Annotated in this window: 15 protein-coding genes; 3 read left to right on the top strand and 12 right to left on the bottom strand. The window is 70.4% G+C overall.

The features are described 5' to 3' along the window. Positions 1–9: 9 nt before the first annotated feature. A complete protein-coding gene (locus ACZ5PO_RS03875; protein WP_464196654.1) occupies positions 10–684 on the top strand; it encodes a GntR family transcriptional regulator in 675 nt (224 codons plus the stop codon). On the opposite strand, the gene ACZ5PO_RS03870 is transcribed toward ACZ5PO_RS03875, so the two are convergent. From ACZ5PO_RS03870 to ACZ5PO_RS03850, 5 genes are all read right to left on the bottom strand, one after another. Next, positions 656–1,417: an ABC transporter permease gene (locus ACZ5PO_RS03870; protein WP_464190449.1), complete on the bottom strand. Its 762-nt coding sequence runs from the start codon at positions 1,415–1,417 to the stop codon at positions 656–658. The two genes, ACZ5PO_RS03875 and ACZ5PO_RS03870, sit on opposite strands and share 29 nt — an antisense overlap. Beyond that, entirely contained in the window at positions 1,414–2,340 is a 927-nt protein-coding gene (locus ACZ5PO_RS03865; RefSeq protein ID WP_464190447.1) for an ABC transporter ATP-binding protein, read from the bottom strand. Before ACZ5PO_RS03865 ends, ACZ5PO_RS03870 begins: the two co-directional genes overlap by 4 nt. A 72-nt stretch (positions 2,341–2,412) precedes the next feature. Beyond that, on the bottom strand, positions 2,413–2,865 hold the full coding sequence (locus ACZ5PO_RS03860; RefSeq protein ID WP_464190445.1) for a PaaI family thioesterase: 453 nt from the start codon (positions 2,863–2,865) through the stop codon (positions 2,413–2,415). Positions 2,866–2,963: 98 nt separating this feature from the next. Continuing rightward, positions 2,964–4,208 (bottom strand): multidrug effflux MFS transporter, encoded by a 1,245-nt coding sequence (locus tag ACZ5PO_RS03855; RefSeq protein ID WP_464190443.1) that lies wholly within the window; start codon positions 4,206–4,208, stop codon positions 2,964–2,966. A 493-nt stretch (positions 4,209–4,701) separates the two neighbouring features. Beyond that, positions 4,702–5,478 carry an enoyl-CoA hydratase gene (locus tag ACZ5PO_RS03850; RefSeq protein ID WP_464190441.1) on the bottom strand — a complete coding sequence of 259 codons (777 nt, stop codon included), beginning with the start codon at positions 5,476–5,478 and terminating at the stop codon, positions 4,702–4,704. Positions 5,479–5,691: 213 nt separating this feature from the next. Here ACZ5PO_RS03850 and ACZ5PO_RS03845 point away from each other — a divergent pair, with 213 nt between their 5' ends. Next, positions 5,692–6,849, top strand: coding sequence for a GGDEF domain-containing protein (locus ACZ5PO_RS03845; protein WP_464190439.1), 1,158 nt, complete (start codon positions 5,692–5,694; stop codon positions 6,847–6,849). A 90-nt stretch (positions 6,850–6,939) separates the two neighbouring features. Here ACZ5PO_RS03845 and ACZ5PO_RS03840 read toward each other — a convergent pair whose 3' ends face one another. After that, entirely contained in the window at positions 6,940–7,221 is a 282-nt protein-coding gene (locus ACZ5PO_RS03840) for a con-10 family general stress protein (RefSeq protein ID WP_464196652.1), read from the bottom strand. Positions 7,222–7,402: 181 nt separating this feature from the next. Between ACZ5PO_RS03840 and hrpB the strand changes: the two genes are divergently transcribed. Then, entirely contained in the window at positions 7,403–9,898 is a 2,496-nt protein-coding gene (gene hrpB / locus ACZ5PO_RS03835; RefSeq protein WP_464190437.1) for an ATP-dependent helicase HrpB, read from the top strand. A gap of 112 nt (positions 9,899–10,010) precedes the next feature. Here hrpB and ACZ5PO_RS03830 read toward each other — a convergent pair whose 3' ends face one another. From ACZ5PO_RS03830 to ACZ5PO_RS03805, 6 genes are all read right to left on the bottom strand, one after another. Continuing rightward, a complete protein-coding gene (locus ACZ5PO_RS03830; RefSeq protein WP_464190435.1) occupies positions 10,011–10,637 on the bottom strand; it encodes a DUF2939 domain-containing protein in 627 nt (208 codons plus the stop codon). A 427-nt stretch (positions 10,638–11,064) separates the two neighbouring features. Further along, positions 11,065–11,931, bottom strand: coding sequence for a DUF1194 domain-containing protein (locus ACZ5PO_RS03825; protein ID WP_464190433.1), 867 nt, complete (start codon positions 11,929–11,931; stop codon positions 11,065–11,067). A gap of 252 nt (positions 11,932–12,183) precedes the next feature. Continuing rightward, on the bottom strand, positions 12,184–12,828 hold the full coding sequence (gene cmk / locus ACZ5PO_RS03820; RefSeq protein WP_464190431.1) for a (d)CMP kinase: 645 nt from the start codon (positions 12,826–12,828) through the stop codon (positions 12,184–12,186). Continuing rightward, positions 12,828–14,168, bottom strand: coding sequence for a 3-phosphoshikimate 1-carboxyvinyltransferase (gene aroA / locus ACZ5PO_RS03815; RefSeq protein ID WP_464190429.1), 1,341 nt, complete (start codon positions 14,166–14,168; stop codon positions 12,828–12,830). The genes cmk and aroA overlap by 1 nt, the downstream gene beginning before the upstream one ends. 323 nt (positions 14,169–14,491) lie before the next feature. Further along, entirely contained in the window at positions 14,492–14,830 is a 339-nt protein-coding gene (locus tag ACZ5PO_RS03810; protein WP_464190427.1) for a hypothetical protein, read from the bottom strand. Continuing rightward, positions 14,827–16,443 carry a fumarate hydratase gene (locus ACZ5PO_RS03805; RefSeq protein ID WP_464190425.1) on the bottom strand — a complete coding sequence of 539 codons (1,617 nt, stop codon included), beginning with the start codon at positions 16,441–16,443 and terminating at the stop codon, positions 14,827–14,829. Before ACZ5PO_RS03805 ends, ACZ5PO_RS03810 begins: the two co-directional genes overlap by 4 nt. Positions 16,444–16,493 lie beyond the last annotated feature (50 nt).

Here is a 16,493-nt window from a genome sequence, read left to right as displayed (position 1 = left end):
TTGACGCCGATGCCGCAGCGCTCGCGCGACAGCATCGTCGGGGCCATCGTGCGCGGCCTCTACGAAGGCCGCTATGCGCCAGGCCAGCGGCTCATCGAGGCCGATCTGACGGCCGAGTACGGGGTCAGCCGTGGCCCCGTGCGCGAGGCGCTGAGCCGGCTCGCGGCCGAGGGCATCGTCACCCTCGCCATGGGCCGCAGCGCCTCCATCCGCAGGCTCAGCCCGCGCGAGGCGGTCGACCTGCTGAACCTCCTCGAGGTCCTCGTCGGCCTGGCGGCCCGGCAGGCCGCGGCGCGCGTCGACGCCGCGGCGCGCCAGCGCCTGGGCCAGGCGCTGGCGGCGCTGGAGGCCTTCGACGAACGCGACGGCTCGGCCGAGTACGCTCGGGCGCGTGACGGCTTCTACGGCACCCTGATCGCCATCGGCGGCAATGCCGAGCTGGCGCGGGTGATGCCGGCGGTGCAGGTGCATCTGCTGCGGGTGCAGTTCCGCCGGGATCTCGGGGCGGTCGATGCGCGCCGCCACGAGGACTACCGCGCCATCGCGACGGCCGTGCTGGCCGGCGATGGGGACGCGGCGGAGCGCCTGGGGCGGGCCCACATCGCCCGCCTCACCCGGCACATGGCGGCGAGCGGAGCCGCCGCGGCGGTGCCCGTCAGTTCTTCAGCCGGTATCCCGTCCTGAAGATCCAGTAGACCAGGGTGAGGCAGCCGGCGAGGAACACCAGCGTCATCGTCAGGCTGATCTCGATGCCCACGTCCGACGCGCCGAAGAAGCTCCAGCGGAAGCCGCTGACGAGATAGACCACCGGGTTGAACAGCGTCACGGTGCGCCAGAACGGCGGCAGCATGTCGATGGAATAGAAGCTGCCGCCGAGGAAGGTGAGCGGCGTTACCACCAGCAGCGGGATCACCTGCAGCTTCTCGAAATTGTCGGCCCAGATGCCGATGAGGAAGCCGAACAGGCTGAACGTCACCGCCGTCAGGATGAGGAACGCCAGCATCCATACCGGGTGGTCGATCCGCAGCGGCACGAAGAAGGCGGCCGTGGCCAGGATGATCAGGCCGAGGATCACCGATTTGGTGGCGGCGGCGCCGACATAGCCGATGACGATCTCCCAGACCGAGATCGGCGCCGACAGCACCTCGTAGATGGTGCCGACGAAGCGCGGGAAGTAGATGGCGAACGAGGCGTTGGCGATGCTCTGGGTGAGCAGCGACAGCATGGTGAGGCCGGGCACGATGAAGGCGCCGTAGCTGACGCCGTCGATGGCGGCCATGTGCGAGCCGATGGCGGAGCCGAACACGACGAAATAGAGCGCGGTGGAGATGACCGGCGACACGACGCTCTGCAAAAGCGTGCGCCAGGTGCGGGCCATCTCGAATAGGTAGATGGCTCTGATGGCCTGGAGGTTCATCGCCCGTTCCTCACCAGGTCCACGAAGATGTCCTCGAGCGAGCTCTGCGCCGTCCTGAGGTCGGTGAAGGCGAGGCCCGAGCGGTTCACGTCCGCGAGCAGCGCGGGGATGCCCGTCTCGGTGCGGTTGCCGTCGTAGGTGTAGACCAGCTCGTGGCCGTCGGCCGAGAGCGACAGGCCGTGGCCGGCGAGCGCCGGCGGCACCGCGGCGAGCGGGCTTTGCAGGTGCAGGGTGAGCTGCTTCTTGCCGAGCTTGCGCATCAGCTCGCGCTTCTCCTCGACCACGATCAGCTCGCCGTTGTTGATGACGCCGATGCGATCGGCCATCTCCTCGGCTTCCTCGATATAGTGGGTGGTCAGGATGATGGTGACGCCCTGCGCCCGCAGTTCGCGCACCAGCTCCCACATGTCGCGCCTGAGCTCGACGTCGACTCCGGCAGTCGGCTCGTCCAGGAACAGGATCTGCGGCTCGTGCGACAGCGCCTTGGCGATCATCACCCGCCGCTTCATGCCGCCGGACAGCGTCATGATCTTGCTGTCCTTCTTGTCCCAGAGCGACAGCGCCCGCAGCACCTTCTCGATGTGGGCCGGGTTGCGCGCCTTGCCGAACAGGCCGCGGCTGAAGCTCGTCGTCGCCCACACGGTCTCGAAGGAGTCGGTGGTGAGCTCCTGCGGCACCAGGCCGATCTTGGTGCGGGCGGCCCGATAGTCGCGCGCGATGTCGTAGCCGTCGGCAAGCACGGTGCCGCTCGACGGGGTGACGAGGCCGCAGACGATCGAGATCAGCGTCGTCTTGCCGGCGCCGTTGGGCCCGAGCAGGGCGAAGATCTCGCCCCTCCGGATGTCGAGGTCGATCGTCTTGAGCGCCGTCTTGCCGGACTGGTAGGTCTTGGAGACGCCGGCAATGGAAATGATCGGTTGCATGGCCGGCATATAAGCCCCTGGTCCGCGGATTGCCCGGCCGGGCCGCAGCCGCGGCACCGTGGCCGAATGGCCTCAGGCGGCCGGGGCGCGGGCGGGCGCCGGCCGCAGCGCCACCGTGGAGCTGGCGCGGGCGATGAGCTGGCCGGCCTCGTCGGTGAGCTCGCCCTCCAGGAAGGCGACGGTGCGGCCCCAGCGCGTGACCCAGCCTTTGGCCCGGTAGAGGCCCGGGTGGGCGGCGAGCAGGAAGCTCACCTTGATCTCGAGGCTCGGCACCGCCATCGTGAAGCGCGACTTGGCCATGCAGGCGTGGGCCATGGCGGCGTCGATCCAGCCGGTGACGAAGCCGCCCTGCACGATGCCGCCCTTGGGATGGCCGTGGGTCGAGTGGCAGTGCGCCTGCGTCGCCTGCCATTCCATGACGCAGACGTCCGTCTCCGGATCGAAGCTGACCACCTTGCCGCCGAGGGTGACGAGGCACGGATTGGGGTGTGCGCGGAACGCGTCCAGGATCTGCTGCTCGGTCACCCATCCCCCCGTCTCGGCCGGTCGTTCGTATGCCGCTAAAGCGCTGACATAGGCCGGTCGGACGTCCTTCCGCAATGCCCCGTTGCGCCCGCCGCGGATCAGCGCTGCACCACGGACGGGTTGTGCGGCCGAAACAGTCGCCCCCTCTCCGCGACGAGGACGCAGGCGAGCGCCATCAGGCCGCACAGCGTGAAACCGGCGGTTATCGGCACGGTGGTGCCGTCGAAATGCTGGCCGATGTAGAGGCCGATGAGGGCGCCGCCCACCGTGGTGAAGAAGCCCTGCACCGAGGAGGCGGTGCCGGCCACGTGGCCGAGCGGCTGCATCGCCATGGCGCCGAAATTGCCGGCGAGCAGGCCGAAGCAGAACATGACGCCGCCCTGCAGCACGGCGAATCCCCAGAGCGATTCGAAGCCGGCGAGGGCGACGAGCAGGTGCACGGCCGACAGCGAGATGTAGCCGATGAGCGCCGAATGCGACATCACCCGCATCCCGACCCGCTCCACCAGCCGCGAGTTCAGCAGGGACGACAGGGCCATGAAGCCGGCCGTCAGCGCGAACACGATGGTGAACAGCTTGGGGGCATGCAGCACGTCCACGAAAATCTGCTGGGCCGAGTTGATGTAGCCGAACAGGCCGCCGATCACGAACGCCGTGGCGAACATGTAGCCGACCGCCAGGCGATCGCTCAGCGTGGCGCGGAAGGCGCGGAGCACGCGCCCCGGCGAGATGGGCATGATGTCGTCGGCATGCAGCGTCTCCGGCAGGCGCAGCGCCACCCAGGCGAACACCGCGACGCCGATGGCCGCGAGCAGGCCGAAGATCAGGTGCCAGGGCGCAACCAGGATGATCAGCTGGCCGATGGAGGGCGCCAGGATCGGCACGGAGAGGAAGACGATGAGGGCAAGCGACATCACCCGGGCCATCTGCCGGCCGGTGTAGCAGTCGCGCACGATCGAGACCGATATCACGCGCGTGGCGGCGGCGCCGACGCCCTGCAGGGCGCGGGCGGCGAGCATCGTCTCGAAGGAGCCGGCGAAGCCGGCCAGGATGCTGAAGACGACGTACAGGGCCGTGCCGATCAGCAGGATCGGCTTGCGGCCGAAGCGGTCCGACAGCGTCCCGTAGAAGATCTGGGCGCCGCCGAAGCCGAGCAGGTACGAGGTCACCACCCACTGCTGCTGATTGGCGGCGGTGAGGCCCAGGTCGCGGCCGATCACCGGCAGCGCCGGCAGCATCGAATCGATGGCGAGCGCATTGAGCGCCATCAGGGCGGCCGTCAGCCCGACGAATTCGCGGAAGCTCATGCCGGGGTGGGGCTCGCCCCGGACGATCATCTTCATGTCTGTGCTCCTGGCCGGGCGATCGTCGGCCTGTGGCGTGGGTGTGCGCGACCCGCCCCTTGTGAAACGACGGGCAGCGCGTCGCCCGCCACGAGCCCGGCTCCGCGCACGCCGAGACAGGCCGTGAAGTCCGGCCTGCGCTCGGGAGCCGTGCTCGGACTCTGGAGCGCTTCGCTCGCGATCGGGTGCTTCCACCCGAGCAGGAAGCGCTTTAGGCGCCGGGCGCCGCGAAACATCGGCGCGAACCGAGTGCCGCGGCGCGTTTGCCTGCCGAATGTGTCTTTGAAAGGTCGGATTGGTCCGAGGCGAATGTCACCTGGAGATGGCTGCATCAGCCCCGCGATGCAATGGCGCGAGCCGTGCGTCGGGCGCCGGAGGGTGCCGCCGTTGCGCTAATGCATCAGTGATGCGGGCCCCGCCGCGCCCTGGCCGGGCTCGACCCGGCCATCCCTGCCGTGCCGCAGGCGGACCGCCCGCGGCCTCCATGCGCGACCTACTGCGTGCGGCCGCGAGCCTGCACGCCGGCGCGGCGCGCCTCCACCGCCGCGGGCGTGACCGTCTGATTGTGCCGGGTCGAACGCTCCTGCTCGAGGGCGAGGGCGGCACCCAGCGGCAGGGCGAAGCCGTCGTCGATCAGCCGCTTCAGTCCGATGAGCATCGCCGGCTCGATCTGCGCCATCTCGGCGGCGAGCTTGCGCGCCTGCGGCATCAGCTCGTCGCGCGCCACCACCCGGTTGACCAGGCCCCAGGCCTGCGCCGTCTGTGCATCGATGAAATTGCCGGTGAGCGACAGCTCCTTGGCGCGATAGAGCCCGATCAGACGCGACAGCTTCTGCGACAGGCCCCATCCCGGCATGATGCCGACGCGCCCGTGGGTGTCGGCGAAGCGCGCGTCGTCCGAGGCGATGAGGACGTCGCAGGCCAGCGCCAGCTCGAAGCCGCCGGTGACGGCGACGCCGTTGATGGCGCCGATCACCGGCTTGGTGCACATCTCGATCGCCTTCACCGGATTGCGGTCGGCCGTCTCCGCGTTGGCGGCGCCGAGCGCGTCCTGGTCGTGGCCGAGCTCCTTGAGGTCGAGGCCCGCGGTGAAGGCGCGATGCCCGGCGCCGGTGAGGATGACGACGCGGATCGCGGCGTCCGCGTTGATCCCGTTGATCGCCTCGGCCAGATCGCGGCGGAGCGCCTTCGACAGCGCGTTCATCGCCTCGGGACGGTTGAGCGTGATGGTGGCGATGGCATCGGTTCGTTCGATCACGAGATCCGGCACTGAGGCGTCCTCCTGTTCATGGCGTTGCTGCCCACCGCGCCCGCGCGGGCCGGTGTTCCAATGCCTCTTAAGCCAGCCATCCCCATGAGGCGAGCATCAACACCCAGCAACCGGCGAGATAGCGCTTGCATAGGTGCAGCTTACTCACGAATGTAGCCTGGCCTGCTACTCGCTCGTCGACCTACCGTCGCGCACTGTCACACGGGTGGACTGATGGACGTTGCGACGATCCTGGCCGTCACCTGCATAACCGCCGCTCTGCAGGGAGGCCTGATCGTCACGGTCTGGCTCCGTCAGCCGGGCATGTCGTCGCTGCTGTGGTGGGGCGTCGGCTTCCTCGCCACCGCGCTGGGCCTCCTGCTGGTGCTCGCCCGCGGCGCCGGCGCGCCGCCCATCGTGGGCATCGTGCTCGCCGTCACGCTGCTGACGTTCGCCTACGGCGCCTATTGGCAGGGGCTGCGCTCCTTCGACGGCGAACACGTGTGGGGCTGGTCGACGCTCGTCGGTCCCGCGGCCTGGCTGGTCGCCTGCACCAGCAGCAGCTTCTTCGCGTCCCAGCCGGCCCGTTTCGGGCTGTTCTCCCTGATCGCTCTCACCTATTCGATCCTGTGCGCCCGGCAGGCCTGGCTCGGGCGGCACGAGCCTTTGCCCTCCCGGCGCCTGATCTTCGTGCTCTGGTGCGCGACGTCCCTGATGTTTGCGACACGCATGCTGTTCTCGATGGAGCTGGGCTTTCCGGACGACCTGGTCAAGGCGACCAGGGGCCTGCTCTTCCATCTCGTCGCCCTGTTCAATCTGCTCGCCCTCAACATCGGCGGCCTGCTGGCGCTGACCTTGGCGCATGAGCGGCAGCTGTCGGCGCGCCTGTTGAGCGCGCTGATCACGCCGATCGGCGACGTGCTGTCGAAAGAGGCATTCGATGCCGCCGCCACCCGGCTGCTCGGCGCCGCCCGGGACGACGACCGAACCGCGAGCCTGCTGCTGATCAGCCTGGGCCGCCCCCATCTGATCGGCGCGTGGGACGACAACACGCGCTCGTGCTTCGCCATGCGGCAGCTGGGCAGTCACTTTCCGGCGATGATCCACGGCGACAGCATCTTCGCCTGCTTCGGCTACGCGACGCTGGCCTGTCTGATGCCGCGCACCGAGCCGGCGGAGGCGCGCCAGATCGCCGATCGGATCTGCCGGTCTTTCACGGCGATCCATGGCGGCGGCGCCAAATCGCCGCCCAAGGTCGCCATGCGCGTCGGTGTCGCATCCACCGCGGTGGCAGGCCACCACCTGCAGCAGCTGGTCGAGGCCGCCGATGCGGAGCTGCGCGGGCGCGGCGCGCCGTCGTTCTGGACCATGCCCGCGCAGGCCAGCTATTGACCGCCCCACCCGGATCCGAGGGCACGCGCACGCGTTCGCGGCGGATGCCGGCCGGCATCCGCGCGCTGCTCCGCGGCCGATCGTTGCAGCTCAGGTCGTGGAGCGAGGCGACTCGGCCTTGCCGCCGTGCGACGACTGCCCGCCCTTGCGACCCGCCTGCGCCGCAAGCTCGCGGTTCTGCGAGAAGCTGCGGGACTCCGGGCTGACGCTCTGGCCGCCTTTGCGGCCGGCCGCGGCGGCGAGGGTACGGTCGCGGGAGAAACTCCGCTTCTCATTGGGCACGCTCTGGCCGCCCTTGCTGGCGATCTCGCGCTGCTTGGCTTGGTCCATGGATGCGAAGCCACGGTTAGATGTCGAAGATCGCTGGGCCATGTTCACTCCTGCAGCCGGCCGCTATGGTCGGCTGACGTTCGTTGGCACTGGAGCGATAACCGTTGACCCCGGCTGAGGTTCCGTTGCGGAGTGTGCGGCGAAGCGCGGGCTTGCGCCGCCCGCGTCCGATCGGGTGGTTGCTCGCCTTCGGGACGCGCCCTTGCGAGGGCACCGCTGCCCGATGACGGGTTTCGAAGCGCCGCTACCGATCGACGATGCGTTGCCCGAGCTCAAGCGCGCGCTGGCCGCTGCGCCGGCGGCCGTCGTCGTTGCCCCGCCGGGCGCCGGCAAGACCACGCGGCTGCCGCTGGTCCTGATCCGCGAGCCCTGGATGGAGCGTCGCCGCCTGATCCTGCTGGAGCCGCGACGGCTTGCCGCTCGGGCCGCAGCGGAGCGCATGGCCGCGACCCTCGGTGAGACCGTCGGCGACACCGTCGGGCTGCGCGTGCGCCTGGGCTCGAAGGTGAGCGCACGCACGCGCATCGAGGTGGTCACCGAGGGCGTCTTTGCCCGCATGATCCTGGCCGATCCGGAGCTTTCGGGCGTCGGCTGCGTCGTCTTCGACGAGTTCCACGAGCGCTCGCTCGATGCCGATCTGGGCCTGGCCCTGGCCCTCGACGTGCAGCGCGGCCTGCGCGACGATTTGCGCATCCTCGTCATGTCGGCGACGCTGGACGGGGCGCGGGTCGCGGCGCTGCTCGGCTCGTCCGCGGCTCCGGCGCCCGTGGTGGTCAGCGAAGGGCGGGCCTTCCCCGTCGAAACCCGCTATCTCGGCCGCGATCCGCAGCGGCCCATCGACGAGCAGGTGAGCGACGCGGTGCTGCGGGCGCTGCGCGCCGAGCCGGGCTCGCTGCTCGTATTCCTGCCGGGGCAGGGCGAGATCGCGCGCGTCGAGCGGCGCCTGCGGGAGCGTATCAGCGACCCGACGGTCCACATCGCGCCGCTCTACGGCGCGCTCGACGCCCGCGCCCAGGACGCTGCGGTCGCACCGGCACCGCCGGGGCAACGCAAGGTCGTCCTGGCCACGTCCGTCGCCGAGACGTCGCTGACCATCGAAGGGGTGCGGGTGGTGATCGACAGCGGGCTGGCACGCGTGCCCCGCTACGAGCCCGCTGTCGGCCTGACCCGGCTGGAGACGGTCCGCGCCTCGAAGGCCGCCGCCGACCAGCGCCGCGGCCGCGCCGGCCGCACCGAGCCGGGCGTCTGCTATCGCCTGTGGGAGGAGCCGGCGACGGCCGCGCTGGAGCCCTATGCCCGGCCGGAGATCCTCGCCGCGGACCTGGCGCCGCTCGTGCTGGACTGCGCCGCCTGGGGCGTCACCGATCCCCGGACCCTGGCCTTTCTCGATCCGCCGCCGGCGGCCGCGCTCCGGGAGGCGGTGGCCCTGCTCGGGCGCATCGGTGCGCTCGATGGCGACGGCCGCATCACGGCGGTCGGCGCCCGGCTGCACGAGCTGCCGCTGCCGCCGCGGCTGGCGCGCATGCTGATCGCCGCTGCCGACCAGGGGGCGGCCGAGCCGGCGGCGCGCATCGCCGCCGTCGTCGTCGAGCGGGGGCTGGGTGGCACGTCCGTCGACGTCGACGAGCGGCTCGAGCGCTTCACGCGTGACCGCTCCCGGCGCGCCGACGACATGCGCCGCCTGGCGGCCGGCTGGGCCAGGCAGGCGGCCGCGGGCACCGTGCGGCCGCCCGAGGCGCGCGAGCCGCCGTCGTCGGGCCGCATGCTCGCCTGGGCTTTTCCCGACCGCATCGCCAAGGCACGCGGCAGGGCGGGCGAGTTTCTGCTGGCGAACGGCCGCGGCGCCGTCCTCGACACGGCCGAGGCGCTGGCGCGCGAGCCCTGGATCGTGGTGGCCGACGTCGTCGGCGCGGCGCAGGCGGCGCGCGTCCTGCTCGCCGCGCGCATCGCCCTGGCCGATGTGGAGGCGGCCGCGGGAGAGGCATTGGAGGAGCGGCGGACGGTGGAGTTCGACGCCGCCACCGCCGCCTTGCGGGCGCGGGCCGCGCGGCGGTTCGGTGCCCTCACCATCGCCGACCGGCCACTCGCCGTCCCCGCCGACATGGATAGCGCGGCGCTGCTCGCCAAGGGCGTCGCCGGCCTCGGCGTCGCCGTGCTGCCCTGGACCAAGGCGCTGGCCCAATGGCGCGACCGTGTGCAGTTCCTGCGCCGCGCGGAAGGAGCCGACGAGGGATGGCCGGACCTGACCGACGCGGCGCTGACGGCTTCCGCCGAGACCTGGCTGGCACCGGTCCTGGTCGGCAAGACGGCCCTCGCCGACATCACCGCAGGCGACCTGGAGCAGGCCCTGCGCGGCCTAGTGCCGTGGGCCTTGCGCCATCGGCTCGAGGCGGAAGCGCCGACCCATGTCGAGGTGCCCACGGGCTCCCGCATTGCCGTCGACTACAGCGGCGAGGACGGCCCGGTGCTTGCGGTCCGGGTGCAGGAGCTGTTCGGGCTCGATCGCCATCCGGCCATCGCCGGCGGCCGCACGCCGCTCGTCTTGCACCTGCTGTCGCCGGCGCATCGGCCGATCCAGATCACGCGGGACTTGCCGGGCTTCTGGCGCGGCTCCTGGAGCCAGGTCAAGGCCGACATGCGCGGGCGCTATCCCAAGCATCACTGGCCCGACGACCCGCTGTCGGCGCCGCCGACCCGGCGCGCCGGGCGGCCCGGCTGACCCGGCGGCCAAGTCCGATCGCCAAGTGCTCCGGATGCACCAAGTGCTCCGGATTCAAAGAGCTGGAGCATGGCTCGGCGACTGGATGATGTTCATCCAATCGCGAAGCTCTTTACAGCTTGAGCTTGTCGACCTTGGGCAGCCTGTCGACGATGCGCTTGATCAATTCCGGCGGCAGATCGACGGCATAGAGCTTCCACGTCAGTCCATCGAGCCGCAGGCGCCAGCCGAGCCGGCGCTCGGGACTGCCGTCGATGTCCACGACGACCCGAAACTCGGTCAGGCCGATGAACCCGGCACGGTCGAGGTGTCTGAGCAGGTCGCGGATGCCGCCGACGGTGAGGCCGGCGTCGTTCTGCGGCCGCTCGTCCTTGTCGAGGGGCCAGCCTCTGCGCAGCAGCTCCGCGATCTGGGCCGGCGTGGTCAGCTGCTCGATAATCGGGTCGAACAGGCTGACGGCCATGGCCATGGCGACCTGCTGGCCCAGCACGCCGAGCTCACCCTCCTTCTTGTTGAGGATGATGTAGCCTCTCACCAGCTGGCGGGTGAGCGAGCGGCGCAGCGGACCCGCTTCCACCCGCGCCAGCACCGCCGGTACGTCCCTCGCCTTGACGGCCCTCGCCAGCTTGGCCGCGGCGAGCATGGGCGACACCAGGTATGCGACCAGGAGGGCCGCCGCGACGATGCCCCACAGCCATGGCGAGCGGATCGCCCGCCTGACAGGCCCGGCGCGCGCCACACACGGCTCCAGGCGGGGCAGCTCTGCACATTCGAGCCTGCCCGCAACTGGTGTGAATGTTCGGTCCGACCGCGTCACTTGAGCCGATCACTACCGTCGACGCCCCCCGGCGCAGAAGATGCTCTAGGTCGGCGGCCCCCCGGACGCAACCCCACAGTTGCCGGTTACGTCTCCAGGGTTATGGCCGGGCCATCCCCGCCTCTCGCGTCGCTTGCGACTGCCGGATGTATGCAATCACTGCGCGGCGCTCCAGATTCAAAGCGTTAAAATCTAAGCCGCCGCCATGGCCGGACAGTCATAAGCCCGTATGCCGCGCTGCCAGAGCATTTCGCCACTGGATGAGATCATCCAATTGCAGAGAAATGCTCCAACTTTTTGAGTCTGAAGCGCTTCGCGACTGGGTGGTTTCACCCGATCGCGAAGCGCTCTAATTCCCCATCCGGTCGTCCCATTGGCGCTCGCCGACCAGGCATGAGACGGCCGGCACCTCGTCGCGGGCGGGCGTGATCAGCGCGCTCCGGCTCGATACCTCCTGCAGCAGCTTGTTGCGCGTCGCCTCCGCGAACTGGGCACGCTCGCGCACCGGGATCATGAAGGCACCGGGGCCGCCGATGACGCAATGCTCGTAGTAGCGGTCGAGATTGGCGATATCCAGGTAGCCGGGCTCCTTCAGCATGAGCGGCAGGCCGTTGATGGTGATGCCCTGGGCGACGGCTTCGTCGCGCGCCGCGGTGACCGGCCGGCCCTGATTGTTGGGCCCGTCGCCCGAGACGTCGACGACGCGCCGCATCGCCTTGGCCGGCAAGCTGTCGAACTGGCGGACGGCGAAATCGATCCCGCCGGAAATCGAGGTGCGGTAGGCGCGTTTCGGCGGCGTCTCGATCAGCTTGGAGACGAATCGGTCGGCGCTCTCAGGGCCGTCGATGATCTGCCAGGGCACCACCACGTGCTGGGACGAGGTGCCCGCCCATTCCAGGAAGGTCACGGCGATGCGTCCGACGAGCCCCTTGCGCACCGCATCCAGGAACGCCGGCGATTGCAGGGCTTGAATGTAGCCCGTGCGTTGCAGGCGCTGCTCGTCCTCGTCCATGGAGAAGGAGATGTCGACGGCGAGCACCAGGGCGACGTCGACCTCGTCGTCCGCCGCGGCGGACGGCATAGGGCGCACGGCGAGGATGCAGCCGATGGCGAGGGCGATCAGGGCCGGCGCGACCCGCGCCAACCGCGCGCGGCGCTGTCCTGGGAGGGCATCGCTGCCAGGCTGGCCGTCCGGGCGTGGAGATGAAGAGGCCATGGACCCAGCCTTTCGCTCTTCGGATGCGCCGCCGTCTCGCCGTCTCGTCTCCCTGCGGCCGTGCCGATGGGCGTCTCTTGGCGCCGCCCTGCTGCAGGCTGCGCGATCCGCACCAAGCCCTCAGCATTGCACCACGGCGGGCCGCCGTGAAGGGCCGCTCACGAAAGCGTCAACGCCTGCTGCGGCCAAACGGCGGGGCTCGCCGATCGGCCTGGGCCGGCGGGCCGAACCGGCCTTGGAGGGGCCGGCGGCTCAGCCGCGGACCGGGGCCGGACCGAAGGTGTCGACGATGGTCACGGCCACCCGAAAGACTTCGTCGATGCTCATCTCCGACGTGTCGATGACGCGTGCATCGGCTGCGGCGAGCAGGGGGGCGACGGCCCGTCCGGCGTCGCGGGCGTCGCGGGCGCGAATGTCGTCGAGCAGCGTGTCGTAGGTCACGCCCTCGCCGCGGCCGCGGGCCTCTCGGTAGCGGCGGTCGGCGCGGGCTTCCGCGCTTGCGGTGACGAACAGCTTTACGGCGGCATGCGGGCAGATCACCGTGCCGATGTCGCGCCCGTCGAGCACGGCGCCGCTGGGCTGGGCGGCGAATTGTCTCTGCAGCTGGAGCAGGGCCTCCCTGACTTCGGGCACGGCGGCGACGACCGAGGCCGCCTCGCCCATGGCGGCGCTGCGCAGCGCCTCGTCCCGATCGTCGATGGGGCCGAGCTGACGGGCCGCCGCGATGGCCGCTGCCCGATCATCGATGGCGCGGCCGCCGGCCAGCACCGCGCTGGCGACGGCGCGGTAGAGCAGGCCGGTATCCAGGTGCGGCAGCCGGTAATGCACGGCGAGCCGCTTGGCCAGGGTTCCCTTGCCGGACGCGGCCGGGCCGTCGATGGCGATGACGAGCGCCATCAGCCGATCTCGGCGCCGAGCGAGGCCATCAGCGGCATGAAGGCGGGAAAGCTGGTCGCGATCATGGTGGAATCGTCCACTCCCATGCCGGCTTCGGCCGCCAGGCCGAGCACCAGGAACGACATTGCAATGCGGTGATCGAGGTGGGTCGCGGCGGTGCCGCCGCCCCGCACGCTGCCGCCGCCGTCAACGACGAGGTCGTCGCCTTCGATGCGGGCGACGACGCCGGCCGCCGCGAGGCCGTCGGCCACTGCGGCGAGGCGGTCCGATTCCTTCACCCGGAGCTCGCTCAGGCCGCGCATGCGCGTCTCGCCGTCGCCGAAGGCCGCGGCGACGGCCAGGATCGGATATTCGTCGATCATCGACGGCGCCCGCGCCGCCGGCACGTCGACACCCCTCAATCGGCTCGCCCGCACGCGCAGGGTGGCGATGTCCTCGCCGCCCGCCTGGCCGCGGTCCAGGAACTCGATGTCGGCCCCCATCTCCAGGAGCGTCTCGACGAGCCCGGTGCGCAGCGGGTTCATCATCATCCCTTCGACCAACACGTCGGAGCCGGGCACGAGGAGCGCGGCGACGAGCGGGAAGGCGGCGGAGGAGGGGTCGGCCGGTACCACCACCTTGGAGCCGACGAGCTCCGGGTGGCCGGTCAGCGTCACCTTGCGGCCGTGCGCGCCGTGCGGCTCGACCTCGATCGTCGCACCGAAATGGCGGAGCATCCGCTCGGTGTGGTCGCGCGACGCCTCGCGCTCGATGACGGTGGTTCGGCCCGGCGCGTTGAGGCCGGCCAGCAGCACCGCCGACTTGATCTGCGCCGAGGCGACCGGAGTCTCGTAGACGATGGGAATGGTCTCACGGGCGCCCTGGAGCGTCAGCGGGCAGCGCCCGCCGGGCGCCTCCTCGATGATGCTCGCGCCCATCTCGACCAGCGGATCGAGGATGCGCCGCATCGGCCGCTTGCGCAGCGAGGCGTCGCCGTCGAAGCGGGCGGTGATCGGGTGACCGCCGACGACGCCCATCATCAGCCGCGCGCCGGTGCCCGCGTTGCCGAAATCGAGCACCTCGTCCGGCTCGGCGAGGCCGCCGACGCCGACGCCGCGGATCCGCCATTCACCTTCGCCGAGGCGTTCCACATGGGCGCCCAAGGCGAGCGCCGCCCTGGCGGTCGCCAGCACATCCTCGCCTTCGAGCAGGCCGGTGACATGCGTCTCGCCGATGGCCAGCAGGCCGATCATCATGGACCGGTGCGACATGGACTTGTCGCCGGGAACCCGCACCCGCCCGCGCAGCGGGCCGCTACGGCGCGCCGCGGCTGGGCGGGGCGTGGAGGAATGAGCGCTCACGGCGTCGGTCCAATCCTTTGCTCGTGGCGGCGGCCGATGGACGCCATCCGCCGCGGCACGCGCCAGCCATGGCAGGACTGCACGCCTCGGCCGCCCCAAAAAAGCATCGTATCAATGTGTTAAAGACGGCGGGTGGCACAGGGCCGGTCGCCGTTGTCGCGAGCCATGCTGTAGCACGCGGCTGCCGCCGACTGGAAGCGGCTCGTGCCGCCCGTGCCCACGCCGCCGTTCCGGCCGGGGCTGCCCGATCATCTGTCCGGCGGGTGGGCCGACCCGATCGCGAAGCGCTCCAGCTTCAAAAGACTATGAGCATTTCCACCACACTAGTGGCCGCCGCACTGCGAGTTGAGCGCGTCCTGGAACTGATGGACGCCGGCATTGGCGTTGGCCATGTTGCGCTCACGCTCGGCGCCGGTCTGGCAGCGGCCGTAGAAGGCGCTGGCACGCTTGAGTGCCGCGATCTGTCCGCGCCAGGCCTTGCAACGCTCCTTGTCGGAGCCCTGCGCCGACTGCTCCAGTTGATAACGCGCCTCGCGCACGGCCGAGAGGATGACGAGGGCGTCACGCGGACAGCTTTCGTCCGCCGCCGCCGGCGTCGGGATGGGCAGGGCCGCCGCGACCGCGGCGACGGTGGCGAAGAGGGGGGCTGCGAGGCGAATCATCCGAGGTTCAGCTCCCGGAAGAAGTCGTTGCCCTTGTCGTCGACGACGATGAAGGCCGAGAAGTCCTCGACCTCGATGCGCCAGATCGCCTCCATGCCGAGCTCGGGATATTCGACGACCTCGACCTTCTTGATGCAGTCCTGGGCGAGGCGTGCGGCCGGGCCGCCGATGGAGCCCAGGTAGAAGCCGCCATGCTTCTGGCACGCCTCGCGCACCTGGGACGAGCGGTTGCCCTTGGCCAGCATCACCATGGAGCCGCCCGCGGCCTGGAACTGGTCCACGTAGGCGTCCATGCGGCCCGCGGTGGTCGGGCCGAACGAGCCGGAAGCGTAGCCCGCCGGGGTCTTGGCCGGGCCGGCGTAGTAGATCGGATGGTCCTTGAAATAGGCGGGCATGGCTTCGCCGCGCTCCAGCCGCTCGCGGATCTTGGCGTGGGCCAGGTCGCGCGCCACGATCATCGGGCCGCTGAGCGACAGCCGGGTCCGGATCGGGTAGCGGCTCAGTTCGCCGAGGATGGTGCCCATCGGCTGGTTCAGGTCGATGTGGACGACATCGCCGCCGAGCGCCGCCTCGTCCACGTCGGGCAGATAGACGGCGGGATTGGTCTCGAGCTGCTCCAGGTAGACGCCGTCGGCGGTGATCTTGCCGAGCGCCTGCCGGTCGGCCGAGCAGGAGACGCCGAGCCCGATCGGCAGGGAGGCACCGTGGCGCGGCAGGCGGATGACGCGCACGTCGTGGCAGAAATACTTGCCGCCGAACTGCGCGCCGACGCCGAGCTGCTGGGTGAGCTTGTGGATCTCGGCTTCCATCTCCAGGTCGCGGAAGGCATGACCCGCCTCCGAGCCCTGCGTCGGCAGGCCGTCGAGGTAGCGCGTGGAGGCGAGCTTGACGGTCTTCAGGTTCAGCTCGGCGCTGGTGCCGCCGATGACGATGGCGAGGTGGTAGGGCGGGCAGGCGGCGGTGCCGAGCGTCAGGATCTTCTCCTTCAGGAAGGCGACCAGCCGGTCGTGGGTGAGCAGCGACGGCGTGCCCTGGAACAGGAAGGTCTTGTTGGCCGAGCCGCCGCCCTTGGCCACGAACAGGAACTTGTAGGCGTCCTCGCCCTCCGCATAGATGTCGATCTGGGCCGGCAGGTTGGAGCCGGTGTTGACCTCCTGGAACATCGACAGCGGGGCAAGCTGCGAATAGCGCAGGTTGCGCTTGAGGTAAGCGTCGCGGATGCCGGCGGCGATGGCATCCTCGTCACCGCCGTCGGTCCAGACGCGGCGGCCCTTCTTGCCCATGACGATCGCCGTGCCGGTGTCCTGGCACATGGGCAGGATGCCGCCGGCGGCGATGTTGGCGTTCTTCAGCAGGTCGTAGGCGACGAACTTGTCGTTCGAGGTCGCCTCCGGGTCGTCGAGGATCGACGCCAGCTGCTTGAGATGGCCCGGCCGCAGCAGATGGTTGATGTCGATGAAGGCCTGCTCGGCGAGGCTCCGGATCGCCTCGGGCTCGACCGTCAGGACCTCGTGCGAGCCGAAGCGCGCGGCCTTGACGCCGTCGCCGCTGAGCTTGCGGTAGGGCGTGGTGTCGGGGCCGAGGGGAAACAGCGAAGACGCAGCGTCAGACATGGGCGATCCGCGGGCTGGAGCATGCGCCGCAAACGCAGACGCCTGCCTTG

This window comes from Chelatococcus sp. KU-N122 (assembly GCF_055391085.1).
The sequence above is the reverse complement of the archived record's forward strand: the minus strand, read 5'-3'. Positions and strand labels throughout refer to the sequence as shown.

Coding starts and splice junctions, on each gene's coding strand:
- ACZ5PO_RS03875 (WP_464196654.1), top strand. CDS start 10: ATGCCGCAGCGCTCGCGCGACAGCATCGTCGGGGCCATCGTGCGCGGC.
- ACZ5PO_RS03870 (WP_464190449.1), bottom strand. CDS start 1,417: ATGAACCTCCAGGCCATCAGAGCCATCTACCTATTCGAGATGGCCCGC.
- ACZ5PO_RS03865 (WP_464190447.1), bottom strand. CDS start 2,340: ATGCAACCGATCATTTCCATTGCCGGCGTCTCCAAGACCTACCAGTCC.
- ACZ5PO_RS03855 (WP_464190443.1), bottom strand. CDS start 4,208: ATGAAGATGATCGTCCGGGGCGAGCCCCACCCCGGCATGAGCTTCCGC.
- ACZ5PO_RS03845 (WP_464190439.1), top strand. CDS start 5,692: ATGGACGTTGCGACGATCCTGGCCGTCACCTGCATAACCGCCGCTCTG.
- ACZ5PO_RS03840 (WP_464196652.1), bottom strand. CDS start 7,221: ATGGCCCAGCGATCTTCGACATCTAACCGTGGCTTCGCATCCATGGAC.
- hrpB (WP_464190437.1), top strand. CDS start 7,403: ATGACGGGTTTCGAAGCGCCGCTACCGATCGACGATGCGTTGCCCGAG.
- ACZ5PO_RS03825 (WP_464190433.1), bottom strand. CDS start 11,931: ATGGCCTCTTCATCTCCACGCCCGGACGGCCAGCCTGGCAGCGATGCC.
- cmk (WP_464190431.1), bottom strand. CDS start 12,828: ATGGCGCTCGTCATCGCCATCGACGGCCCGGCCGCGTCCGGCAAGGGA.
- ACZ5PO_RS03810 (WP_464190427.1), bottom strand. CDS start 14,830: ATGATTCGCCTCGCAGCCCCCCTCTTCGCCACCGTCGCCGCGGTCGCG.
- ACZ5PO_RS03805 (WP_464190425.1), bottom strand. CDS start 16,443: ATGTCTGACGCTGCGTCTTCGCTGTTTCCCCTCGGCCCCGACACCACG.